The organism is Streptomyces sp. NPDC034099 (assembly GCF_055575415.1).
In genome coordinates this window covers 625,677-647,870 of the sequence record NZ_JBVISR010000003.1, presented here as the reverse complement: position 1 = coordinate 647,870, position 22,194 = coordinate 625,677, and the positions used below count along the sequence as shown (strand labels likewise).

Sequence of the window (22,194 nt, the reverse complement as noted above, 5' to 3'; positions counted from 1 at the left end):
TCGGCCAGGGCCGCCACTTCCGTCTCGTCCGCCGACGGGCTCCAGCGCAGCTTCGTGCCCATCCACTCGGCGACGTACCGGCAGTGCACCTCGGCCGCCGGCGGCAGCCACTGGGCAGGGTCCTGGTCAACCTTCGACTGGTTGTGCCTGCCTGGCTGATGATCGTTTCCGGTGCGGCCCTGCTGGTCGGCGGCGGAGCCGAGATCATGTATGTGCGCCGTCGCATGGCGCGCACCTATATGCGGCTGATGGTCGCCTACGACAGCGGCTGGGTGCTGGCGACGCTTGCCGGTCTCCTGATGGCATGGCGGGGCAGCAGCGCTGGGGGCGAGGTGTGGGTCGGGTACCAGACGGCAGCGCCCGTCGTGCTCGCCGCTCTGCTGGCTGCTGCAGCAGATGCTCAGCAGAGATCGGCGCCCCGCGCTGAGAGCCCCGCGCCCTGACGCCGGCCCTGGTATTCCCTGTTGTGGCACCTGACGGCAGGAGAACCACGGTCACGGACGTGTCTGGCGCACGCGCGGAAGCTCCTGCGCTGATCACCCCGCCCCCCTGCCGTGCCTCCAGGTGCCGACACTACGCCGCTAGACACACATTGAACTGCGGAAATACCGTTTCAGGCTGTCGCAGGCACGGATACCATGTGGCCGATGTCCAGGCCGGACGCCGAAGTCACCCACACCCGGTCGTAGTAGGACCACCAGCGACCGCCCGTCAGTTGCTTACCTCTCTGCGGAGGCGCGCGGGCTGTCGGTCACGTCGGTGGCTGTGGCATGGACAGGCAGGAGCGAGTCGACGCCGGTCATCCTGAGCATGCGCATCAGGCGGTCGGGGACGGTGGCGAGGCTGAGCGAGCCGCCCGCTTCCTGGGCCGCGTGCCAGATGCCGATGATCGCGCTGAGACCGGCGGAGTCGCAGAAGCCGACCTGTGCCAGGTCCAGGACCAGGCGCGGGTGTCCTTGCTGGATGATCTCCAGGGCCCCGGAGCGCAGGGCGGGCGCGGTCTGCATGTCTACGTCCCCGACGATCGTGGCGATCGCGAGGCCGGGGTGGGGGTGCTGGACGGTCAGGTGAAGTGCGCGGGTCACGTCGGTCATCACTCCTGGCCGAAGTGTTCGGGTGCCGCGGTGGTGTGGGCGGTGGCGGCAACGCCTGTGTCGGGTGCGGTTTCGGGGTCGGACACGGACAGGGCCAGCAGGGCCACGTCGTCGCTGGCTCCGTCGGGCAGTGAGGCCAGCAACGTGACGGCGTCTTCCATCAGGGCGGTGGCGGTGAGGGGGCCGGTGCGCTGATGGAGGAAGCCCGTCAGGCCGTCCTCGCCGAGCATGGCGTCCTGGGTGGTGCTGGCTTCGATCAGCCCGTCGGTGTAGAGGAACAGGCCCTCCCCGGGGGCCAACAGGAAGGTGGTCTGGGCGAAGGATGCCTGGGGGAAGGCTCCGATGAGCATGCCGCCCTTGGGCCGGACCGCCTTGACCCATACCGCGCCGCTGTCGTCGGGGCGCAGGTGGTAGGCCGGTGGGTGGCCGCCGGTGGCCACGGTGACGGTGAAACCACCGTCCTCCCGTGGTGTCAGGAGGCCGAAGAGGGCGGTGCAAAATCGGCTTCCGGCGGTGACGTCGGTGAGCAGAGCGGTGTTGAGCGTGCTCAGGACGGTGACCGGGTCCGGGTCGATCTGGGCCGCGACGCGCAGGGTGTGGCGAGCGAGGGCGGTGACAGTAGCCGCCTCGGGGCCCTTGCCGCACACGTCACCGAGGAAGAACGCCCACCGGCTGCCGTCGACGGGGAAGACGTCGTAGAAGTCGCCGCCCACATCATGGACGGAGGCGGTGCGGTAGTGGCAGGCCAGCTCAAGGCCGGGCACCACGGGAAGCGCCGGGGGCAGCAGGGTGCGCTGGAGAGTGGAAGCGAACGCGGCGATGGCGCCCTTGTCCTTCTCCGCCCGTTCCCGCGCCGCCCGTTCCGCCTCCCGCCGCTCCTGCTCGTTGCGTAGTGCGCGCAGCGCCGACAGCCGCAGCTCCATCTCGTCCAGCACGATCGCGGCAAGATCGGCCAGGGTGGCGGTGTCGTCCTCGGTGATGGAACGCGGCTTGGTGTCCAGGACGTTGACCGTGCCCAGCCGGTGGCCGTCGGGGGTGATGATCGGTGCGGCGGCGTAGAAGCGCACGCCCATCTCCCCGGCGACCAGCGGATTGTCCGCCGCCACGGGATCACGAAGGGTGTCGGGAATGACCAGCGCGTCATCGCGCAAAATCGCCGAGCCGCACAGGCCCGGATCGCGGCCGATCTCCTTGACACCCTCCAGGCCGGTCGCGGCCTTGAACCAGATGCGGTCGGTGTCCACGATCGTGACCGTGGCCACGGGGACATCGAAGAGGCGGGCGGCCATCGCCGCCACCCGGTCGAACGCGCCGTCGGGCGGAGTGTCGAGGATGTCGTAGCGGCGGACCGCTTCAATACGGGCCGCCTCCACATCCGGATCCGGGACCAGCTCGGGGCGACGCTCGGGCGCCGGGTGGGCCGCCGAAGCCTGCTGCGTCATCGGCTTTCCTCTCCGTCGATGGGCCGCCGCGAGCGGCACGAACCGACGCAGCCTAAATCGACCACACGCCCGAACGCCAATGCCGCCGCCAACCGCTCCCCGCCACAGTGCGCCGACCGGGGGCGCGGTCACTTACTGATCATTTCAGAATGAGGTTCGGAGCCGTCGCAAGCAGATGATGCTGCACGCGAGTTGGAGAAGGCCGAGGGGGGAGGTCGGACCGTGTCTCGTAGCGGGTCCGCAGGCGTTTGAACTGGTGGAGCCAGGCCAAGGTGCGCTCGACGACCCACCTGGTCTTGCCCAGGCCGGATCCGTGGTCGGTGCTCTTGCGGGCGATCTTCGGCGTGATGCCGCGAGCGCGGAGGAGTCGTCGGTGCCTGTCGTTGTCGTAGCCGCGGCTGGCGAACAGCCGCCGCGGCCGGCGACGGGGCCGGACCACCAGGCCGCGGATGCGGGGGATTGCGTCCAGCAGGTATGAGCTGGGTGACGTCGTGACGGTTTCCGCCGGTCAGCGACACCACAAGCGGCGTTCCGTGCCGGTCGGTGATCAGGTGGTGCTTGCCGCCGGGGCGGCCGCGGTCGACCGGCGAAGGTCCGGTGTGAGCCCCCTTTGAGGGCACGGACGTGCGAGGCGTCGACCGCGGCGTCCTCCATGTCCAGCAGGCTTGCTCTGCGGAGTTCCGCGAGGAGGATTTCGTGCAGGCGGGGCCAGACGCCGGCCTCGGTCCAGTCCCGCGGGCGCCGCCAGCACGTCACCCCGCTGCGGCCGATCGTCTCGGTCGGCACATCCACCCAGGTCACACCCGTGCGCAAGACGTAGACGATCCCGCGCAGAGCCGCACGGTCATCCACCGGCAGACGGCCCGGATACCGCCGACGCCGCGGCGGACGAGGAGGGAGCAGCAGCGCGACACGTTCCCACAGATCATCAGGCACAAGATCATCCGGCACCTGCATCACTCTGCCGCCACCGGATCCGATCGCCAAGCCCTCACACCGAACTCATCCCGAAACAATCAGTGAACCGTGTCCGCGCCTTTGTCAAATGCCTCCCTGTGTCGTTCGACTTCGGGGAGGTGGTCGGCGGTCCAGGAGCGCAGGATCGAGAAGGGCTCCTCAAGCGTGCGGCCCAGCGGTGTGATCCGGTACTCCACAGCAACAGGGCGTTGCATCAGTACCCGGCGCTCGACGAGGCCGTTGCGTTCCAACCGTCGCAGTGCCTGCGTCAGCGATTTTTGAGTGACCCCATCGAGCTCTCTCTTGAGCTCGTTGAAGCGTCGCGGCTGCCGGCACAACGCGGCCAGCAGCAGATGACCCCACTTGTCCAGCAGCTGATCCAGGAGCTCGCGCTGCGGGCCAACGATGGTCTCGTGACCGGCCCGATCTTCGCGGATACCAGGTTTCTTTGAAGTACCTTCCATGTACCAGGTATACCAGAGATACCGGCAACCCAAAGGAATCTCATGACCGAACAGTCCCTGCCCAGCCTCAATCTCAAGCGCCAGGACGGAGTGCTATGGGTCTCGGTTGATGTTCCGCCCGTCAACCTGATGACGGCGCAGCTCATGCTCGACCTGGACGCCGTCGCCGCATCGGCCGAGAATGATCCCGATCTGCACGTCATCGTGGTCCAGAGCGCCAACCCGGAGTTCTTCCTGGCGCACGGTGACCTGTCATTCGTGGAGGACCCCGCGACCTACGCCGCCCTCCCGGTCGCGGAGGAGACGCTTGTCGGGACGGGCCCGATGATGCGGCTTCATGAACGCTGGCGGCGTCTGCCTCAGACCACCATCGCCAAGGTCGCGGGACTCGCCCGTGGCGGTGGAGCCGAGCTGGTCTCCAGTCTGGATCTGCGATTCGCGGCCCTCGAGACTGCGGCGTTCGGTCAGTTCGAGGCACTGATCGGCATCGTCCCTGGAGCCGGTGCAACTGCCCACCTGCCCCGCCTCGTGGGTCGTGCTCGCGCTCTCGAGATCGTGCTGACAGGCGGGCTCGTCGACGCGGCGACTGCCGAGCGGTGGGGTTGGGTGAACCGAGCTCTGCCCGCCGCAGAACTGGATGAATATGTTGAGTGGGTCGCACTGGCCATCGCGTCTCTGCCCGACGGTGTCCGCGCCGCGGCTATCGAAGCAATCGACTCGGCCGACGGCACGCTTGAGGACGCACTGCGCGCGGAAAACCGCCTGCTCGGTGAAACGTTCACTCCCGCGTCTGGAGAGCTTGCCCGGGCAGCGCTCGCGGCCGGGGTTCACACGCGCGAGGTGGAGCTGAACCTCGAAAAGGTGCTGCGCGCGAACCTCGTCCGACATTCGTAACGAATCGCCCTGCGCGGGTGGAGTGCAGAAGGTGTCCGTACAGTCCGTTTGATAATTCAGGTCGAACGACCGTACGGGCCGCCTCCAACTCTGTGAAGCTGATTGTTTCGGGACGAGTTCGGTGTGAGGGCTTGGCGATCGGATCCGGTGGCGGCAGAGTGATCCAGGTGCCCGATGATCTTGTGCCTGATGATCTGTGGGAACGTATCGCTCCGCCGCTGCCGCCCCGGCCGCCGCGCCGTCATCGGTATCCCGGACGCCCGCCGGCGGACGACCGCGCGGCCCTGCGAGGCATCGTTTTAGGTACTGCGTAAGAACGTTAGCTGGAGAGATGTACCCGCCGAGCAGACCGGGTGCAGCGGCGTGACATCGTGGCGGCGGTTGCGGGACTGGACCGAGGCCGGGGTGTGGTCCCGCCTGCACAAGGTGCTCCTGGCCGAGCTGCGCAAGGCGGGACTGCTGGACATGGACGACGCTGCGATCGACGGCTCACACGTTCGAGCCCTCAAAGGGGGGCTCACACCGGGCCTTCGCCGGTCGACCGCGCACGGCCGGGCAGCGAACGCCACCTGATCGTCGACCGGCACGGCACCCCTCTCGCCGTCACCCTGACCGGCGGAAACAGGCACGACGTCACCCAATTGACACCCCTACTGGACGCGACCCCCCGCATCCGAGGACTTCGCGGACGACCACGGCACCGGCCAGGTCGGCTCTTCGCCGACCGCGGCTACGACTACGACAAGTACCGCCGCATCCTCCGAGCCCGCGACATCACACCCAAGATCGCCCGCCCAGGCGTCCCGCACGGATCGGGCCTGGACGGCCTGCGGCGCTCCGGTCGCGTCGCCCTCGGCGAAGAACGGCGCGCGGTCCCGGCAGACGAACTCGACGCCGGGCCGCTTGCCGAGCCAGGCAGCCAGGCTCGCTGCCTCCCGGTCCGGGAGCAGGTCGATCGGGCGGCGGGTTTCGACGTCGACCAGGACGGTGCCGCAGTGGCGGCCCTTGCGAGTGGCGTACTCGTCGACGCCGACCACCCGCGGTGTCGGCACCTTCGGCTCGGGAAGAGTGTGAACCAGGCGCAACACCGTACTCCGGCTGACAGTCACGCCGAGGACGGCAGCCAGCCTGGCACCGACCCGTCCGGCCAGGGCAAGACCGACTGCGGCCAGAGTGGAGCGCAGCCGCTCGGTGCGCTGGCCGTACTTGCGGGTGAGACCGGGTATCTGTTCGACGAAGGTCCGTCGGGCGCACATGGTGTTGCGGCAGCGGAGCCGACGAACTCGCAACTGGAGCACGACTCTTCGTCCCCCGCTCGATGTGTCAGCGGGAAACCGCAGGTAGGAGCTATGCACCCGGGCCGACCAGACCCCGCACTCCGTACAGGCGGCGCCGACCTTCGTGCACTGCGCGTCAACACGCACTATCTCGATATTCAGGTCAACCGACAGCACTGCGATGTCCGTGATCGACGGGAACAGCAGCTCCTTCAGCCGGGGCGTGACCTCTTCCACGCCCCGGACTTTCAGCCCAACCACCGCGGTGACGGCTGATTTTCGGGCGACTTCCGAAGCTGTCCCGAAACATCCAGCTGTCACTCACAGTGGCCGCTGCACGGAAGCTGTGCCAGAACCCGAGTGTCGACAGCGATTGTTCAGCCCTTCGGGAGGCACCGACACCGCGCTGTGTTCGATGGCCAAGAGAGATGACAGCGCTGGTCCGTGGCGCTTCAGTCCTTCCGGCGGGTCGCGACGGCGTCATCGCCGAAGGACGCGGTGAGTGCCCGTGCGATCAGGTCGGGCAGTTTGGTGTGTCCGTCGTCTTCGACCCAGCGCGTCAGCGCCGTGTGCATCGCGGCGATGCAGGCACTGGTCGCCGCCTGGGCGCGGAACGCGGCGTCGGGATCGGTCGCGTCATCCCCGAGGGCGTCGACGATGGCCTGTTGCAGCGCGTACTGGCTGTCCAGGTGCCGGGCCCGTAGCGCAGGCGTCGACACCATGAGCCGGAGGCAGTCCAGCAGGAACCGTTCGTTCGATGCCCGTTCGACTCCGTTGCCGCCGGTCGAAATCGTGGCCGCTTCGATGAGCGCGCTGCCGACGCGGCGCACCAGAGGCTGTGTTGCGGACGACGCTGCAATGTGCTCGGCGATGAGCTGGGCGGGCTGGTCGATGAGGACGAGGTCCTCCTTGGTAGGGAAGTGCCGATACACGGTCATTGCGGAGACACCGGCGGCCTCGGCGACATCGGCCACCGTTACCGCGTCGTAGCCGTGGTCGGTGAACAGCCGCACCGCGTGCGCCTGGATCAGGCGCCGCGTCTCGGAACGCCGTCGTTCCCGCAGGGTTGGTTGCCGCTCACTCATATGCTAGACACTACCATCATGTTAGTAACTAACAATAAGATGGGATGAAGGCATGGGTGACCTGATGGGCAGAACGGCTCTGGTGACGGGCGCGTCGCGCGGCATCGGGCAGGCAATCGCGGCTCGGCTGGCGGCCGAAGGGGCCACGGTCATCGTGCACTTCGGCACGGACGAGGGCGGGGCCGCGGCCACGCTCGGCGCGATGGAACGCGTCGGCGGGACCGGCTTTGCCGTCCGAACCGAACTGGGCGTGGACGGCGACGTCGAGACACTCTTCGCCGGCGTAGAGGCCGGCTTGGACGGTCGGCCGCTCGACATCGTCGTCAACAACGCGGCCGCCACACCAGCCGGCGCGCTCGGCGTCACGACGCGGGCGGAGTTCGACCACTTGTTCGCGGTGAACGTGCGGGCACCGTACTTCATCATCGAGCGTGCACTGCCTCTGTTGCGCGAGGGCGCCCGGATCATCTCGATCTCCTCGGCGGCAACCCGGATGGCCAACTCCTCCCAGACATCCTTCGCCATGACGAAGGGCGCGATCGAGACGATGACCAAGACCCTCGCAAGCCAACTCGGTCCTCGGGGGATTACTGTGAACGCAGTCGCTCCTGGGGCCACCAGGACAGCGAGCAACGGAGCTGTTTTCGATGTGCCGGGCCTCACCGAACAGATCTCCGGCATGACGGCACTCGGCAGGCTGGGCGCGCCCGACGATGTAGCCGACGTGGTGGCCTTCCTCGCCTCCGATGCCGCCCGCTGGGTCACTGGGCAGATCCTCGACGCGAGCGGTGGCCTGTTCCTCGGTCCCCGCATCTGACCAACGAAGGCTTGGCGAGGGCAGCGCATCGCGTAACTCCACACAGCGTTCTGGCTCCCGGCATCCGGCCACGGAGCCCGCGCAGCAACGCGTTCGGCGGGCCGACTCGGTCGGAACCTGCGCTGCCCGAAGCCGTGCACTGTTCGATTTCTGCGGCGATTCGAGTACCGCCTGATCTCCTGAACAAATGCTGTGGGTTCTCGTGAGCAAAGCCAGCCAGGGCGGTGGACACCAAAAGGGGACCTTCGCCGGGTCAGTGGCTGGCGGTGGCTGCGTTGCGGATCCAGCTGCGGAATTCGATCGCCAGGTGCTCGCAATGGCCCTCGATCAAGGAGTCTGGGGCGGCCGACGGGTAGATCACGCGTACCACCACGTTCGCGCCGGCGGCGGTGTCGCGTGCCTGGTGCAGGCAGTAGGCGAAGGGGGTGCCGTCGTCCAGGCTGAGCAAAGCGTTCATCAGCGTCACCGGGTACGAGTCGTCGAGGAAGGCGGCGACGGTGGCGGGCAGCGCGCGTGCCACCGAGACCTGGAACCGGCACAGGTGGCCGTCGATCGTCTCGACCATGCCGCCCGTGTAGGTGGGCGGTTCGACGTAGTGCTCGGGGTGGGCGTTGACGAGCAGGGACTTGTCCTGGAAGCGCCCGGTGCCGGCCTGCGCGGCGAACCAGTTGGCCAGGGCGGTGCCACTGAGGCCGCGGATGGTGAACTCGGTACGCGACTCGCGGCAGGCGCCGCCCGAGGCCGCGACGAGCTCCTTGTAATACCGGTCGCCGGCCTCGATCTGCCCGGCGAGGAGATCCATCATCACGTGGCCGTCGACCACGCTCTTGAGGTTGGCCAGGGCCCGGCGGGCGGCCTTGAGCTCCCACTGATCGACCGTGCTCTCGTCGACGGTGCGGCCCATGGTGTGGACGTCGATCGTCACCGGGTCGGTCTGCTGTACGTCATTGCGGGCGTCCATGTATAGCGTCCTCTCGTGAAAAGTGCGCGGGTGTCGTATCGGCGCTCTCGTGAAGGGTGCGCGGGTGCCGTATCGGCGCGTCGGCGCCATGTTGCGCGAATGGGCACTTTCCCGGCGGGCAGGCACGTTCCGTGCCGCTTGCCGCGACCCCGCACCGACAATAAGATGCATGCATGCATCTTGCAAGCTCGGAGTCCAACCCCCGCCGCCGTCGACGCGGCGCAGAACTGCGGACCGCCCTCCTCGACGCCGCCTGGAAAGAGCTCATGGAACGCGGATACGCGGGCCTCTCCTTCGCTGCGGTCGCAGACCGCGCTGGTACCAGCCGACCGGTAGTCAACCGCCATTGGGCGACCAAGGACCTCCTCGTCCGCGATGCCATCGGCCGAGTCAGTGATGACTTCTCGCTCACCGATCCGGACACCGGGTCATTGCGCGAGGACACCATCAGCCTGCTCGAACAGCTCAACGGGGCATTCACCGTGTTCGCTGTGGCCATGACCGCACAGCTGGCCGCTTACTTCGAAGAAACGGGAACCACACCCGCCGAACTGCGCGCGTCCCTGATCGACGAGAGGTGGGCGCTGCTCGAATCCGTCGCGCAGCGCGCCGCCGAACGCGGAGAGATCGACGGCACGAAACTCACCCCTCGCATCAGCCGACTCCCCTACGACCTGCTTCGACACCAGGTACTCATGGACATGAGACCGATGCCCTCCCAGGAGATCCAGGAAATCGTCGACACCATCTACCTCCCCCTGATCACCTGACACCGGCGTCAGCGTTCGCACGTCACCGCCCCTGGCGTCGGCTCCCCCCGGTCACCCCGAGCAAGCGTCGCGCTCAGAGGTCGTTCTCTCCCGTTGCTTCATCCCGGAATCTGGTGGTTGGTCTGCGGTGTCGGGTCGCGCCAGGAGATGGCGTTTTCGCCCGTGAGGTGGCGGGCCATTGAGGGACGGTGCGCGGCCTATGCGGTCAGGAGTACGGCGCGGTCGCGAAGGTCGTGGACCTGCGCTTAAAAGAGGTCCTAACAAAGGCGTCGGACGTGGCGGTGGGTGATCAGGCAGACGGCGAGGCCGAGGAAGGCCTCGTGGATGTCGTCGCGTCGTTCCCAGCGGATGCGCAGGCGGCGGAAGCCGTGGAGCCAGGCGATCGTGCGCTCGACGACGTAGCGGAAGGTGCCCAGGCCAGTGCCGTGCGGCTCGCCTCTCTTCGCGATCACGGGGCGGATCCCTCGTTGCCGGAGCAGGCGGCGGCTTTTGTCGTGGTCGTAGCCGCGGTCGGCCAGGAGTGCGTCGGGGCGTCGGCGGGGTCTGCCGACCTGGCCCGCGACGGCGGGAATCTTGTCGAGCAGCGGCTCGAGTTGGGTGACGTCGCCCGCGGTTGCCGCCGGTCAGGGACACCGCGAGCGGGATTCCCTGGCCGTCGACGATGAGGTGGTGCTTGCTGCCCGGGCGTGCGCGGTCGACCGGGCTGGGTCCGCTTTTGGGCCCCGTCGGGCGGCCCGCACGTGCGAGGAGTCGATCACCGCCCGTTCCCAGTCCAGCTGGTTCTTCGACCGCAGCTCGTTCAGCAGCAGCTGGTGGAGCTGGTCCCAGACGCCGGCCTCGTTCCAGGCCGCGAGGCGCCGCCAGCAGGTCATGCCCGAGCCGAAGCCGAGTTCCTGGGGCAGGTACTCCCACTGGATACCGGTGTGCAGGACGCACAGGATTCCGCACAGAGCCTGCCGGTCAGGCACCCGCGGTCTGCCCTCGGCCTTCTTCGGACCCGGCTTCGGCAACAACGGCCCGACCAGCGTCCACAGTTCATCCGACACGATCCACGGCCGCGACTGACGGTTTCCCATGCCCAGACATACGAGCAGAGAGGCCGACAGCCTCATGATCAGCAGCTTTTGTTAGAGCCAGTAAAGCCCTGGACCCACGTTCTTACGGGTACCAAACCCACGGATGACGTGGTCGCGACCCAGGCTTTCGTCACGCCGGTCATGCTGGCAGCGGAAATTCTGCACGTCAAAGGAATCCTCACCCATTGGCAGCATTACCGGCTGTTCACTGAGCCTTTTCCAACCTCAGTTTGAGCATGTCAGGTGCAGCGTGAGGACGGCCTGGACGAGCCTGGTGATACGGCTGGTAGAGCATCGCAGTTTGCGCATGAGCCGCCACGTTTCGGCCAGGAACGCCTTACCGGAGGCTGCCTCCACCGCCTCGGCGAGGGTTGGAGCCAGAGCGGCCAGGATGTCGACGGCCTCGGCCATGTAACGGTAGGCGGTGGTGGTGCCCACGCCGAATCCGGCTGCGAGCTGGGCGTAGGTATGGCCGCATCGTAGATGAGCCAGCACGAGCAGCGCCTGCCGTCCGGCGGCCAGCCGGCGCCATCGTGTCCCTTGCGCAAGACGACGTGCGGTCAGCTCACGAGCGAGGAAGCGCAGAGCGGAGGTGGACAGATCGACCCCGGCTGGGTAGACGAGCATGCGGAAGCTCCTGGCAGGATGGCTTGGACTCGACACGCACCCGTCTACCAGCAGCTTCTCTACGCCCGGACCCCGCCCTCACCCCCGGTGGCCCCGATCCGCACGCAGGTTGAGGAAACCTCAGTGGGTGGTGGCGTGAGGGAGCGCGCGCGGAAGTGTTCGGCGCCGATCACGAGCGCGGACGGTGATCGAAGCGACACCGATCCCCTTCGTGCCCGCGTCGTGCCCGGCTCCCTGCGAGCCGGGCACGAGCTGGACTCGGTCGAACTTGCGGCTCAGGGCCGAATCGGACGCCCCTCAGTTGTGCTCAGCGAGGAGCGGTATCGGCCGGGGGCCCTGCTCCCAGGAGCGCGAGGAGCCCGGGGAATCTCTTCTCGATGTCCGCGCGTCGTAGTCGGACGCCCTTTCGGTTGCCGTAGTCGATCTCGTCAATGAGACCCGCCTCGCGCAGGACCCGGAAGTGGTGGGTCTGGGTCTGCTTCGAGATCGGAAGATCGAACGAGTTGCAGCCCCGCTCGCTGTCGCTGCGGTCGGTGGCCAACTCCGTCATCACCGAACGACGGTGCTCGTCGGCGAGGGCACGGAACACCGCACCCAGATCGAGCGCATCGGCCTCCGGGCCGTCCAGGTTCCTCCCGGCCATGCGGCACCTCCTTCAGGTACGACTTGCATCGTACCTGAAGAGCATGCTTCCCTGAGGTACGAAATTATTCGTACCTGGATCCGGTTGCGCCGCCCCGTGCCGCCGCGTCCCCCAGACCCGGCCCGGCACTCGCCGGGGGCCTGGTCATCGACACTCCGAGAGGTCATCGTCATGAAGAAGCCCGAGGTGCTGATAGTCGGCGCCGGAATCGCAGGGCCCGCACTCGCGTACTGGCTCTCCCGGAACGGCTACCGGCCGACGGTCGTCGAACACGCCCGGCAGCTGCGCTCCGGTGGCAGTGCGATCGTCGTGAAGGGGCCCGCGATCCCGGTCGCCGAGCGCATGGGCATCCTCCCGCAGCTCCGCGAGCTCGCCACCCGCAATCGGTCGCTGACCCTGCTCGACCCCGACGGCAGGCGAATCCTGCAACTCCCGCTCACCTCGGACAAGGCGCCGACGGTCGAGGTGACCCGAGCCGACCTGTCCGAGGTGCTCCACCGGTCGGCGCAGACCGAGGCCGAGTTCTTGTTCGACGACACGGTCACCGCTCTCGACCAGGACGAAGGCGGGGTGGACGTCACCTTCCGGCGGTCCGCGCCACGGCGCTTCGACTTGGTCGTCGGTGCCGACGGGATGCACTCCACCGTACGGCGCCTGGTATTCGGGCCCGAGCGGCAGTTCGCGAGCGACCTGGGCCTGTACGGCGCGACCGTCCCGCTGGAACCCGACGCCGTCGAGGACCCGACCGAGATGACGATGCTGACCGTGCCGAACCGGATGCTGGTTGTCCATCCCTCGCGGACCACTCCGCTCGCGATCTTCACCTTCCGGGCCGCACGGCCGACGCCCCACGACCGCAAGAACATCGCCCTTCACAAGCAGGCCGTGGCCGACGCCTACGCCGACGTGCGGTGGCGGGCACCGGAACTCGTGGCAGCCTTCCTCGACCACCCGGCTCCGTTCTTCGACCCCCTGACCACCGTCAGGGTGCCCTCGTGGTCCCGCGGACGGGTCGTACTGCTCGGGGACGCGGCGGCGGCGACGGCCCTGCTGGGTGACGGGTCCAGCATGGCGATGGCGGGCGCGTACGCCCTCGCAGAAGAGCTCGCCGCCCACCCCGGTGATCACGCCCGCGCCTTCGCCGCCTACGAGTCGCGGCTCCGTCGTGAGGTAGGCCCGCGGCAGCGACGCGTCGGTCTGCTCTCCAGGCTCATGGTGCCACCCGGCCGGGCCTCGCGGTGCGCAACGCGGTGGGCCGCGCGGTCGGTCGCACGAACCCGATCGCCTCTCGCGAAGCCGCGAACCGGTAGACCGGGTCCGCACCGACCGGTCACCGGTCGGTGCGCAGCTCCGCGGTAGCTCTCAGCCCGGTCGGCGCCGCCATGTCCGACGAGCCCGGCGCGAGTGGCAGGTCATCGCCGATGCGGCAGGTCGACTGCTGTGGGCCTCACCCACCGTTCCCGGTGCTCGCCACGACAGGGGGACTGCCGGCGACTACACCCCCCGCGACGCGGAGGTGAAGTGCTGGGCGGACAAGGCGTATCAAGGCGGCGACAGCATCACCCCGGGGCCCTTCCGCAGCCTGCACCTCAAGCTGCAGCAACGTCGGCATAACAGCACCCACGCAGCCGAAGTCAGTAGCCACCCGTTGCTGCAGGTTGTCGATGGCGGCCAGTCGCGCGGCCACGCGGCGGATGCGTGCCGCGTTGTTCAAGGCCCATTGGCGTTCGGCTCGGCGGCTGCGGAGGCTGCGGGCGTACTCCACCGCGTCGGCGCCCGCCGCCGGGGTGGACCGTCCGGCCTACCCGAGCACCGCCTCGACCGGTGCGGGCGACCCGTTCCAGTCCATGCGTGACCACGGAAGCGCGAGTTCGTCCGTGCCGCGGACCTGCCGTGGGGCCAGGTCCTCGACCCGGCATGCCTCCCCGTGCCTGGCGAACACGGTGTCGACGTAGCGATGACCGGTGTCGGCGGCGATGAACAACGCGGTACGGCGCGGCTCTTCGCGCCGTTCCCACTGGGCGGCGAGGTAGGCGGCTCCGGTGGACAGGCCTGCGAAGACGGCGTGCCGGCGCAGGAGGTCGACGCTGCCTGCGAGGGCGGCGTCGAAGGCGAGCCAGTGGAGGGTGTCGTAGAGGTCGTGGCGGACGTTGCCGAAGGGGATGGAACTGCCGATCCCGGCGATGATGATCTCCGGGTCGGCAACGTGCTCGCTGCTGAAGGTGACGCTGCCGTACGGCTGGACGCCCACGAGCCGTACGTCGACGGAACGCTTGGCCAGGTAGTGGGTGAGGGCGCCGGTGGAGGCACCCGAGCCCACGCCGCCGACGAGCGCGAGCGAGTCCCCACCGGTCTGGGCGTGTATCTGGTCTGCGACGGCTTCGTAGCCGAGGTAGTGGATGTCGTCGTGGTACTGGCGCATCCAGTGGTAGTCCGGATGGGCGTGGAGGATCTCCTGGACGCGGGCGACGCGGCGGCTCTGGTCGAGCTTGAGGTCGCTGCTGGGCGGCATCTGCTCCAGCTGGGCCCCGAGTATGTCGAGTTGGGTGCGCAGCGTGTGGTCGACGGTGGTGGAGCCGACGATGTGGCAGCGCATGCCGTGGCGGTGACAGGCGAGGGCGAGGGCGTAGGCGTAGATGCCGCTGGAGCTGTCGATGAGGGTGTCGCCGCGGCGTACGGTGCCGGTGTCGAGCAGGTGGCGTACGGCGGCCAGGGCGGAGACGATCTTCATCGTCTCGAACCGTAGACAGACGAGACCGTCGTCGAGACGTATCAGGTCCGGGCGGCCGACGGCTTCCGATATGTGGTCGTCCACGAGGGTCCTCCAAGTCGGTGGGGGGACACGAAGGTGGTGAAGGTGCGGGTCGGCGTGATGCCTTCGCGGGCCAGGGCGAGGCCGCAGCGCCGCAGCCCGCCGTCGAGCCCGGGTGCGCGGGGGTCGAAGAGGATGCCGGCGACGTTGCCGCTGTGGGCGATCTGCACGCCGACGGCACCCACGCGGTCGGCGATGCCCTTCAGGGCCGGGAGTTCCCGGTGGCTGAGGGCGCGTTGGCGCAGGCGCGCGCTGGCCGTGCTCACCCTGCCGAGCAGATCCGTGTCGGCGTCGGCCACCGCCCGGCGGAGCATGCGGCGCAGGTGCGCGTAGAGGGCAAGGTCTCCGTCCTCGATGAGGGCGGTCAGGGACAGCGTGTCGACTGGTTCACTCCCGCCCAGCGCGCAGCCGACGACCACCGCGGGTGGTAGTGCGGAGCCGAGAACCTCCAGGACCCGCCCCTCGCGCTGCGCGAAGAGCAGCGGGCGACGACCGTACATCAGCGGGTCGCTGGCGCCCTCGGCACGCACCGCAAGTCGGGCGACGGTCTCCGGCGGCAACCTCAGACCCCAGGAGTCGGCGACCGCCCGCACCGTGGCGATGACATCGCTGGTGGAGGAGCCCATGCCGAGCCCGACCGGCAGGTCACCGGTGAGCGTCAGTTCGCCGCCGCACGGTTCCTGACCGCGTAGGGCGGCGCACTCGCGCAGCGCGAGGACGGCGGCCTCGCGCGCCTTCGTACGGCCGGCCGGCGTCACCGTCACCTCGCCAGGCCGACTGCCGGGTCTGCGGACGAAACGGGCGGTGCTGCCCGGTCCGTCCATCGGGAGGGTGACGAGCCCGTGACAGAGGTGGCGGCTCTCGTCGCGGAAGCAGCCCTGGAGGATTTCCCCGTGGTGGCAGGGCGCCCGCCCGGTACCGGTCGTGCGGTGCGGGCCTCGGCCATGTGCCGTCCGCCGGGTGGCAAGCGTCACGAGGCGGCCGCCGACCGATAGCGGTACAGGTCCGTGGGTTCCGCGCTGAACTGCGAGAAGGGGAAGGGCTCTGCGGACAGGGCGGTCACGCCCGCCCCGAGGAAGGCGCGGGCGACGGCACTACCGGTCTGGGCGTAGACCACGAGGGGCACCCCACGTTCGCGGCAGCGGGACACGACGCTGTCGAAGCTGCCGTTGCTCAGGGTCATGCCGGTGGCGACCACGGCGTCGGCGGTGTCGAGCACCTCCTGCATGTCATCGGTGACGGGATCGCCCCACTGGGTGGTGCGCAGGTTGAAGTCGCAGAGCAGGGGGTCGCCGCCCCGCTCGCGGATGGCCGCGACGAGCGGGTTGACCACACCGATCAGACCGACCCGGGCACCGGCCTCGATGTCCAGGAGTCCGGCGATGGCCGCGTCCCGGGCCAGCGCCCGGGTCTCGGGCGTCCCGGCGGGCAGGGTGACCGGCTCCGCCTCCCTCGCCTCCCGGTGCGGGCGGACCGAGCTGAGGTAGGCGTCGAGCGCGGCGATCCGCAGCGGCCTCGGCGCCTCGCGCAACAGAGCGTCGAGGGGGGAGCCGGAGGCGTCGCGGCATATGGACGCATTCACCTCGCCGTCCTCGAAGGCGCAGGCGCCGAAGGAGCCGCCCAGCCGGACCAGGACGTACTGGTTGAGGTACGTGGTGTTCCCGCCGGCCAGCCGCGTGCCGTGGTGCACCCAGAAGACGCTCGTGGCCACCAGGTCGGCGGGGCGGGGGCCGTGGTCGCCCACCAGTACGGCTGCGAGGAGTTCGTCGGTGTTCTTCATCGCTGTCCCCCGGGGCGGGGCGTGGCATGGGTGATGCGGAAGAGGAAGGTCAGCACGCCGTCCCGCCAGTCGTGGAGGTGGTCGATGTGCGGGTTGAGTCCGTGGTCCAGGGCGTGCTGGACCAGGGCCCGCAGATCCGCGGTGTTGGAGGCGATGAGGTAGATCTCGCCGCCGGGGGCGAGCAGGTCCTTCTCCGCGATCTGGGCGAAGAACTTCGCCAGCAGTGGCGCGCCCACGCAGACGTTGCGTACGACGTCGGGGTCGTCGCTGACGGTCTGGCTGACGGCGGGCGGGTTGAAGGTGACGACGTCCAGCTGGACGTCGTCGGCCACTGCGTCGAAGACGTCACTCACCGCGGGCAGGAACGCGGTGCCCGGGCGGTCGCCGACCAGGCGCCGGTAGTGACCGGTGGCGGCGGCCACGCTCTGCGGGTGGACGTCGAGCGCGTGGATCTCCCGAGCGCCCCGGACACCCGCCGCGACGGCCTCTACGCCCAAGCCGACGCCCATGGCGGCGTAGCGGAGGCCGCGGGTCTCGATACGGCCGTCGAGCACCCGCTCGTAGATCAGGCGGCTGGTCCAGCCAGGGATGAAGACGCCGGGCGGCACATCGAACGTCCAGCCGTTCCATTCGTAGAGGCGAGTGGTGTGCAGGTCGGCCTTGGGCTGGTTGAGGGAGATGATCAAGTCGGCGGGCAGGGGTGGGGGCAACTGCTCCAGAAGAGCCAGGCCGATCGAGTCACGGTCCATGTCCATGGGTCCTTTCCTTGTCACACGACGGGATGGCGCGCGGCCACGCCGAAGAACGGCCTGTCCGGCGGGCGTTCATACCTGCCCGGCAGGCCCTGGCGTGCGGGGAGTCAGTCCTTGAGTTCGCGCAGATAGGTGGCGAACTTCTCCAGGCCGTCGATGTTGCGGGGGCCGCTGATGCCCTCGTTGTAGTCGAGGACGAAGAAGTTGTTCTTCCTCACGGCCGGGAGTTCTCTGGTGTGGGGGGACTTCTTCAGGAAGTCGATCTTCTCCGCAGCGGGCAGGTCGCCGTAGTCGAGGATGATGACGACTTCGGGCTCGCTCTCGGCCACGGATTCCCAGTTGACCTGGGTCCAGCGCTCGTCGAGCCCGTCGAAGACGTTCTTGCCGCCCGCCATCTTGATGATGTCGTTGGGGGGCACCTGGTTGCCCGCAGTGAACGGCTGGTCGGTGCCGGAGTCGTAGAGGAAGACGGGCACCGGGTCGCCGTCCGGGGCCTTCGCCTCGACCTCCGCCACCCGCTTCTTCAACCCGTCGACGACTTCGTTGGCCTTCTTCCCGACCTGGAAAATCCTGCCCAGCCGATCGAGGTCGGTGTAGAGAGCTTCGAAGGGGCTCATCTTCTCCGGGAAACCCGGGTAGTTGAAGCAGCTCTCGGTGTGCATGAAGCTCTGGATGCCGAGCTTGTCCAGGATCTCGGGCGTGATGCCCCGCTCGTCCTTGAAGCCGGAGTTCCAGCCGGCCACGACGAAGTCGGACTTGGCCTCGACCACGACCTCCTTGTTGAGGAGGTCGTCGCTGAGCATCTTCACCTTCGCGTACTCGGATGCCCACGGTGACTCGCTCACCGGCGGGTTCGCTGGAGGCATCACATAGCCGTGCACGTGCTCGGTCAGACCGAGGGCGAACAGCTTGTCCGCGCTGCCGCCTTCGTAGGCGACGGCCCGCTCGGGCACCGTGTACTCCACCGGTTCGCCGCAACGCTTGACGGTGACGGTGACGGTGCCGGTGCCGGAGTCCTTGGCGTCCGATTCGACCTCGGCGCCACATCCGCTGAGCACCAGGGCCGCCGCCAGCGCAGAGCCGAGAGCGGCAGGCCGGCGGACCATCGTGGGGTATCGGGTTGTACGCATGCGTGAGCAGCCTTTCAGCGGGTGGAGTCGAGCGAATACAGGAGCTGGGGGTCGCCGGTCAGCGGGTGGGGGACGATGCTGGCCTTGACACCGAAAACGTCGGCGACCAGGTCTGTCGTGAGCACGTCCGCGGGGGTGCCGGAGGCGACCAGGTGGCCCTGGGAGAGCACGCCGAGCCGGTCGCAGGCCGCCGCGGCGAGGTTGAGGTCGTGCAGGACGACGAGGACGGTGAGTCCGGCACCGCGCAGGAGTGAGAGGAGAGCGACCTGGTGGCGGACGTCCAGGTGGTTGGTCGGCTCGTCCAGGACGAGGATCGCCGGTTCCTGCACGAGCGCGCGGGCGAGCAGGACGCGCTGGCGCTCGCCGCCGGACAGCGTCATGACGCCCCGGTGGGCGAGGTGTCCGATGTCGAGCTGGTCCATCGCCCGCTCGCACAGCTCGCGTTCCCGGCTGCTGAGCGCCTGGTTGCCGCGCAGATGGGGCGCGCGTCCGAGCGCGACGACCTCCTCGACCGTGAAATCGAAGTCGATGCCACCGTCCTGCGTCATCGCCGCGATGGTTTGTGCACTGTGGCCCATCGGGAGCCGGGTCAGGTCCTGCTCGCCCACCCAGACGGTTCCGGAGCTGGGGCGCAGCGCCCGGTAGACACACCGCAACGCGGTGGACTTGCCGCTTCCGTTGGGCCCCACGAGCCCCACCACCTGCCCGTCCGGCACTTCCAGGGACAGCCCGCGCACGAGACTCATGCCGTCCCTCACCACGGAGAGTTCATCGAGTTTCAGGTCCATGTCAGCGCCCTCCGAAGGTGTAGCCCCTGCGCCGCATCAGCGCGATGAAGACGGGCACCCCCACGAGCGCGGTGATGACCCCGAGCGGCAGCTCACGCGGGGCCACCAGGGTCCGTGCCGCCAGGTCGACCCACACCATGAAGATCGCTCCGACCAGTGGGGTCACGGCGAGCATGCGGGCGTGCGTGGCGCCGACGACCATCCGCACCACATGCGGCATGACGAGTCCGACGAAGGCGATGGCGCCGCTCACTGCGACCATGACGCCCGTCACCAGCGAGACCAGGACCAGCAGCACCTTGCGGTACCGGTCCGGATCGAAGCCGAGGCTCGCGGCGGTCTCGTCGCCGAGGGAGAGCACGTCCAGCGCCCGCCCGTACCGGTACAGGACCGCGAGTCCGGCCAGTACCACGACGGAGACGACGGGCAGCGCGCCCCAGGTCGCGGCCCCGAAGCTGCCCATGGTCCAGTACAGGACCATGCTCGTCGCCTCGCTGTCCGGCGCGAAGTAGATGATCAGGCTCATGACAGCCTGGAAGCCCAGCGACATGGCGACGCCCGTCAGGACGAGGCGCAGCGGTGACAGCGCACCTCGGCTGGAGGAGGCGGCGTACACCAGGAGCGAGGCGACGAGCGCACCGATGAACGCGCCCACGGAGACGGCGTAGATACCAAGTACCGCGAACGCTCCAGTGACCGTGACACCGACGGCACCGACGGAGGCGCCCGAGGAGACCCCGAGGACGAAGGGGTCGGCCAGTGCGTTGCGCACCATGGCCTGGATCGCCACTCCGACCGCGCTCAGCCCGGCCCCCACCAGCGCCGCCAACAGCACCCGCGGCGTACGGATCTGCCAGATGATCTGATACGTCGTCACCTCGTCAGGACCGATGCGCCCTCCACTGAGAGCCGCCCACAGATGACGGGCGGTCTCCCCCGGGGTGACGACCGCGGGCCCGAGCCCGATGGCGACGACAACGGACACGAGCAGGACGGCAGCCAACACCGCGCAGCCGACCAGGAGTGCTTTGCGAGACGCAAGTCGAGCCCGCCCAGCCCCCGCAGGCCGAGACGCCAACACCTCAGCCCGGAAGGCCGCGTCCGCGCCCGTGGCGGGCGAGGCCACAGGACCCGCGGGCGGAGGCTTGTGCGGTACTTTCACTTTTCCCCTCGGCAATACAGATCATCTTCACCCACAGGAACCTGTCACCTCTCCGGCCTGACAGACGTCCGGACCAGCTGGTGACACACGGCCGCACCCCCTCACCGAGGACGGCCGACAGCCACTCTAATGGAAATGATTATCACTGCGATAGTGTGTCGCCCGCACCGCGCTGTCCGCCGTGTGCCCGCGGCCGGTGCCGTGGCGCAACCGCACTACGGAACAGGGGTGTTGCAGCCGGATCGCGTCCAGTCCGTCGCCGCCAACAGGACAGGAGAATCCCTCGTGCCCACTCCCTCCGCGACTCCCACCGCCGCCCAGTCCCCTCCCGCCAAGCAGCGCTCGGTCCTGCTCGACCTCCCCTTCCTCCGCCTCTGGACGGGGGCCACCGCATCGGGCCTGGCCACCTGGGCCCTGCCCTTCGTCCTCGGCCTCGCCCTGCTCGACCGGACACTGACCGCCACCGATCTCGGCCTGCTGCTCGCGGCGCGCACCGTCGGATTCCTCGCCGCCGTGCCCGTGGCCGGCGTGCTGGCCGACCGGCACTCCCGCCGGGGCGTCGTCCTGTGGGCCGGCCTGGCCGCCGGAGCCGCAGCACCCGTAATCGCCGCCGGGCTGGACCGCTCGGTGCTGCTGATGGCGATGACGGGTGCTGCGATCGCGGGAGCCGGCCAGGGCGCCTGCCGACCCGCCTACCAGGCCCTCACCGCCGAAGTGGTCGACGCCGACCACAGGCAGCAGGCCAACGCCGCCATGACCCTGGCGGTACGAGTCACCACGCTCGTGGGCCCCTCCCTGGCCGCGCTGCTCGCCGTTTTCCTGGACATTTGGGCGCTGCTGGTAGGCATCGGGCTGCTCTGGGTCGTCGCCGCATGCGTCCCAGGTCGCGGCAAGCAGCGGGCGGCAACCAGCGCCCCGTTGGCACCCTCGGCCGGAGCAGGCGGCAGGTCCTTCGTGGCGGAGTTCACCGAGGGTGTACGTGAAGCACGGAGGCACCCGTGGTTCCTCGCCGGTCTGGGCGCGCTGACGGCCGTCATAGCCACCGGTTACTCGGCGACCGGCGTGGCGCTGCCTCTGGTCAGCAGGGAGGAGTACGGCACCGAGGTGGTTCTCGCGGGCGCGATGACCGCCTACACCGCCGGCGCGCTCACCGGCGCCCTGCTCATCGCCCGCTGGCGCCCCCGCTCCCCCGGCTGGGCCGCACTCGCCGGGCTCGCCGCCTACGGCCTCGCGCCGCTGAGCCTCGTGTTCCCGGTGCACCCGGTCGTCGTGATGGCCGCCTACGCCGTCGCGGGCGTCGGCATCGAACTGTTCAACGTGCCGTGGTTCACCGCTGCCCAGCGCGAGGTGGCTCCGGACAAGCTGGCCCGCGTCTCCTCCCTGGACTTCCTCCTCTCGTACGGTCTGGCCCCGCTCGGACTCGCCCTCATCGCCCCGGCCATCGACGCCTTCGGCACCAGGGCCGTCCTCGTGGGCTGCGCAATCGCGTGCTTCGCGGCCCCGGCCGTCGCTGCCCTCGTCCCCAGCGCCCGGACCTTCTCGCATCCGCCCTCGCGCCACGACACTCCCTGACGACCACGACGTACCGCCCCTGTCGACGCAGCCCGGAGCCATGCACGCATCCGCTCAGACGTGCCGCTCGCGGCATGATCCGCCGGACACG

Annotated in this window: 19 protein-coding genes and 5 pseudogenes; 7 read left to right on the top strand and 17 right to left on the bottom strand. The window is 69.0% G+C overall.

Annotation, left to right across the window (positions count from 1 at the left end; all coding sequences use genetic code 11):
- Nucleotides 1-143 precede the first annotated feature (143 nt).
- Entirely contained in the window at nt 144-443 is a 300-nt protein-coding gene (locus ACZ56V_RS11945) for a hypothetical protein (RefSeq protein WP_468941432.1), read from the top strand.
- 276 nt (nt 444-719) lie between these two features.
- On the opposite strand, the gene ACZ56V_RS11940 is transcribed toward ACZ56V_RS11945, so the two are convergent.
- From ACZ56V_RS11940 to ACZ56V_RS11925, 4 genes and pseudogenes are all read right to left on the bottom strand, one after another.
- A complete protein-coding gene (locus tag ACZ56V_RS11940) occupies nt 720-1,085 on the bottom strand; it encodes an STAS domain-containing protein (protein ID WP_468941429.1) in 366 nt (121 codons plus the stop codon).
- A gap of 8 nt (nt 1,086-1,093) precedes the next feature.
- Entirely contained in the window at nt 1,094-2,536 is a 1,443-nt protein-coding gene (locus ACZ56V_RS11935) for a PP2C family protein-serine/threonine phosphatase (protein WP_398915403.1), read from the bottom strand.
- A gap of 144 nt (nt 2,537-2,680) precedes the next feature.
- A pseudogene (locus ACZ56V_RS11930) lies at nt 2,681-3,493 on the bottom strand (IS5 family transposase).
- Between the two features lie 59 nt (nt 3,494-3,552).
- Entirely contained in the window at nt 3,553-3,957 is a 405-nt protein-coding gene (locus ACZ56V_RS11925; protein WP_398915401.1) for a winged helix-turn-helix transcriptional regulator, read from the bottom strand.
- Nucleotides 3,958-3,999: 42 nt separating this feature from the next.
- On the opposite strand from ACZ56V_RS11925, the gene ACZ56V_RS11920 reads away from it, so the two are divergent.
- Nucleotides 4,000-4,851, top strand: coding sequence for an enoyl-CoA hydratase/isomerase family protein (locus ACZ56V_RS11920; RefSeq protein WP_468941425.1), 852 nt, complete (start codon nt 4,000-4,002; stop codon nt 4,849-4,851).
- A 167-nt stretch (nt 4,852-5,018) separates the two neighbouring features.
- Nucleotides 5,019-5,672: pseudogene (locus ACZ56V_RS11915) on the top strand (IS5 family transposase); the annotation flags it as partial.
- 12 nt (nt 5,673-5,684) lie between these two features.
- Here the strand turns inward: ACZ56V_RS11915 and ACZ56V_RS11910 are convergent.
- Nucleotides 5,685-6,275: pseudogene (locus ACZ56V_RS11910) on the bottom strand (ISL3 family transposase); the annotation flags it as partial.
- A gap of 305 nt (nt 6,276-6,580) precedes the next feature.
- Entirely contained in the window at nt 6,581-7,213 is a 633-nt protein-coding gene (locus ACZ56V_RS11905; RefSeq protein ID WP_468941421.1) for a TetR/AcrR family transcriptional regulator, read from the bottom strand.
- 52 nt (nt 7,214-7,265) lie between these two features.
- Between ACZ56V_RS11905 and ACZ56V_RS11900 the strand changes: the two genes are divergently transcribed.
- Nucleotides 7,266-8,030 carry an SDR family NAD(P)-dependent oxidoreductase gene (locus ACZ56V_RS11900; RefSeq protein WP_468941418.1) on the top strand — a complete coding sequence of 255 codons (765 nt, stop codon included), beginning with the start codon at nt 7,266-7,268 and terminating at the stop codon, nt 8,028-8,030.
- 253 nt (nt 8,031-8,283) lie between these two features.
- Here the strand turns inward: ACZ56V_RS11900 and ACZ56V_RS11895 are convergent, their stop codons facing one another.
- Complete coding sequence (locus ACZ56V_RS11895; RefSeq protein ID WP_468941415.1) at nt 8,284-8,991, bottom strand: hypothetical protein; 708 nt, start codon at nt 8,989-8,991, stop codon at nt 8,284-8,286.
- Nucleotides 8,992-9,164: 173 nt separating this feature from the next.
- On the opposite strand from ACZ56V_RS11895, the gene ACZ56V_RS11890 reads away from it, so the two are divergent.
- A complete protein-coding gene (locus ACZ56V_RS11890) occupies nt 9,165-9,761 on the top strand; it encodes a TetR/AcrR family transcriptional regulator (protein ID WP_398915390.1) in 597 nt (198 codons plus the stop codon).
- A 257-nt stretch (nt 9,762-10,018) separates the two neighbouring features.
- Here the strand turns inward: ACZ56V_RS11890 and ACZ56V_RS11885 are convergent.
- The 3 genes and pseudogenes from ACZ56V_RS11885 to ACZ56V_RS11875 all read right to left on the bottom strand — a co-directional run bounded on the left by ACZ56V_RS11885 (nt 10,019) and on the right by ACZ56V_RS11875 (nt 12,107).
- Nucleotides 10,019-10,837: pseudogene (locus ACZ56V_RS11885) on the bottom strand (IS5 family transposase).
- A gap of 327 nt (nt 10,838-11,164) precedes the next feature.
- A pseudogene (locus ACZ56V_RS11880) lies at nt 11,165-11,464 on the bottom strand (helix-turn-helix domain-containing protein); the annotation flags it as partial.
- A 307-nt stretch (nt 11,465-11,771) separates the two neighbouring features.
- Entirely contained in the window at nt 11,772-12,107 is a 336-nt protein-coding gene (locus tag ACZ56V_RS11875) for an ArsR/SmtB family transcription factor (protein WP_361389005.1), read from the bottom strand.
- Nucleotides 12,108-12,278: 171 nt separating this feature from the next.
- On the opposite strand from ACZ56V_RS11875, the gene ACZ56V_RS11870 reads away from it, so the two are divergent.
- Complete coding sequence (locus tag ACZ56V_RS11870) at nt 12,279-13,466, top strand: FAD-dependent monooxygenase (protein WP_468941410.1); 1,188 nt, start codon at nt 12,279-12,281, stop codon at nt 13,464-13,466.
- Nucleotides 13,467-13,908: 442 nt separating this feature from the next.
- On the opposite strand, the gene ACZ56V_RS11865 is transcribed toward ACZ56V_RS11870, so the two are convergent.
- The 7 genes from ACZ56V_RS11865 to ACZ56V_RS11835 all read right to left on the bottom strand — a co-directional run bounded on the left by ACZ56V_RS11865 (nt 13,909) and on the right by ACZ56V_RS11835 (nt 20,390).
- On the bottom strand, nt 13,909-14,922 hold the full coding sequence (locus tag ACZ56V_RS11865) for a pyridoxal-phosphate dependent enzyme (RefSeq protein ID WP_467379408.1): 1,014 nt from the start codon (nt 14,920-14,922) through the stop codon (nt 13,909-13,911).
- A complete protein-coding gene (locus ACZ56V_RS11860) occupies nt 14,880-15,683 on the bottom strand; it encodes a GHMP family kinase ATP-binding protein (protein WP_398915385.1) in 804 nt (267 codons plus the stop codon). Before ACZ56V_RS11860 ends, ACZ56V_RS11865 begins: the two co-directional genes overlap by 43 nt.
- Nucleotides 15,684-15,889: 206 nt before the next feature.
- Complete coding sequence (locus ACZ56V_RS11855; protein ID WP_467379406.1) at nt 15,890-16,699, bottom strand: Rossmann-like domain-containing protein; 810 nt, start codon at nt 16,697-16,699, stop codon at nt 15,890-15,892.
- Nucleotides 16,696-17,454 carry a class I SAM-dependent methyltransferase gene (locus ACZ56V_RS11850; protein WP_468941405.1) on the bottom strand — a complete coding sequence of 253 codons (759 nt, stop codon included), beginning with the start codon at nt 17,452-17,454 and terminating at the stop codon, nt 16,696-16,698. Before ACZ56V_RS11850 ends, ACZ56V_RS11855 begins: the two co-directional genes overlap by 4 nt.
- A gap of 104 nt (nt 17,455-17,558) precedes the next feature.
- Nucleotides 17,559-18,581, bottom strand: a complete 1,023-nt coding sequence (locus ACZ56V_RS11845) for an ABC transporter substrate-binding protein (RefSeq protein WP_468941402.1) — start codon at nt 18,579-18,581, stop codon at nt 17,559-17,561.
- Nucleotides 18,582-18,595: 14 nt separating this feature from the next.
- Nucleotides 18,596-19,369, bottom strand: a complete 774-nt coding sequence (locus ACZ56V_RS11840) for an ABC transporter ATP-binding protein (RefSeq protein ID WP_398915377.1) — start codon at nt 19,367-19,369, stop codon at nt 18,596-18,598.
- Nucleotide 19,370: 1 nt separating this feature from the next.
- The gene (locus ACZ56V_RS11835; RefSeq protein WP_398915516.1) at nt 19,371-20,390 is read right to left on the bottom strand and encodes a FecCD family ABC transporter permease; all 1,020 of its coding nucleotides are present in this window, start codon (nt 20,388-20,390) and stop codon (nt 19,371-19,373) included.
- Between the two features lie 426 nt (nt 20,391-20,816).
- Here ACZ56V_RS11835 and ACZ56V_RS11830 point away from each other — a divergent pair, with 426 nt between their 5' ends.
- Nucleotides 20,817-22,103: an MFS transporter gene (locus ACZ56V_RS11830; RefSeq protein ID WP_467379403.1), complete on the top strand. Its 1,287-nt coding sequence runs from the start codon at nt 20,817-20,819 to the stop codon at nt 22,101-22,103.
- Nucleotides 22,104-22,194 lie beyond the last annotated feature (91 nt).

What these genes read in the sequence shown, in the direction of transcription:
- ACZ56V_RS11935 (WP_398915403.1), bottom strand. Translation starts at nt 2,536, where the DNA reads ATGACGCAGCAGGCTTCGGCGGCCCACCCGGCGCCCGAGCGTCGCCCC.
- ACZ56V_RS11925 (WP_398915401.1), bottom strand. Translation starts at nt 3,957, where the DNA reads ATGGAAGGTACTTCAAAGAAACCTGGTATCCGCGAAGATCGGGCCGGT.
- ACZ56V_RS11920 (WP_468941425.1), top strand. Translation starts at nt 4,000, where the DNA reads ATGACCGAACAGTCCCTGCCCAGCCTCAATCTCAAGCGCCAGGACGGA.
- ACZ56V_RS11905 (WP_468941421.1), bottom strand. Translation starts at nt 7,213, where the DNA reads ATGAGTGAGCGGCAACCAACCCTGCGGGAACGACGGCGTTCCGAGACG.
- ACZ56V_RS11900 (WP_468941418.1), top strand. Translation starts at nt 7,266, where the DNA reads ATGGGTGACCTGATGGGCAGAACGGCTCTGGTGACGGGCGCGTCGCGC.
- ACZ56V_RS11895 (WP_468941415.1), bottom strand. Translation starts at nt 8,991, where the DNA reads ATGGACGCCCGCAATGACGTACAGCAGACCGACCCGGTGACGATCGAC.
- ACZ56V_RS11890 (WP_398915390.1), top strand. Translation starts at nt 9,165, where the DNA reads ATGCATCTTGCAAGCTCGGAGTCCAACCCCCGCCGCCGTCGACGCGGC.
- ACZ56V_RS11875 (WP_361389005.1), bottom strand. Translation starts at nt 12,107, where the DNA reads ATGGCCGGGAGGAACCTGGACGGCCCGGAGGCCGATGCGCTCGATCTG.
- ACZ56V_RS11870 (WP_468941410.1), top strand. Translation starts at nt 12,279, where the DNA reads ATGAAGAAGCCCGAGGTGCTGATAGTCGGCGCCGGAATCGCAGGGCCC.
- ACZ56V_RS11855 (WP_467379406.1), bottom strand. Translation starts at nt 16,699, where the DNA reads ATGAAGAACACCGACGAACTCCTCGCAGCCGTACTGGTGGGCGACCAC.
- ACZ56V_RS11850 (WP_468941405.1), bottom strand. Translation starts at nt 17,454, where the DNA reads ATGGACATGGACCGTGACTCGATCGGCCTGGCTCTTCTGGAGCAGTTG.
- ACZ56V_RS11845 (WP_468941402.1), bottom strand. Translation starts at nt 18,581, where the DNA reads ATGCGTACAACCCGATACCCCACGATGGTCCGCCGGCCTGCCGCTCTC.
- ACZ56V_RS11840 (WP_398915377.1), bottom strand. Translation starts at nt 19,369, where the DNA reads ATGGACCTGAAACTCGATGAACTCTCCGTGGTGAGGGACGGCATGAGT.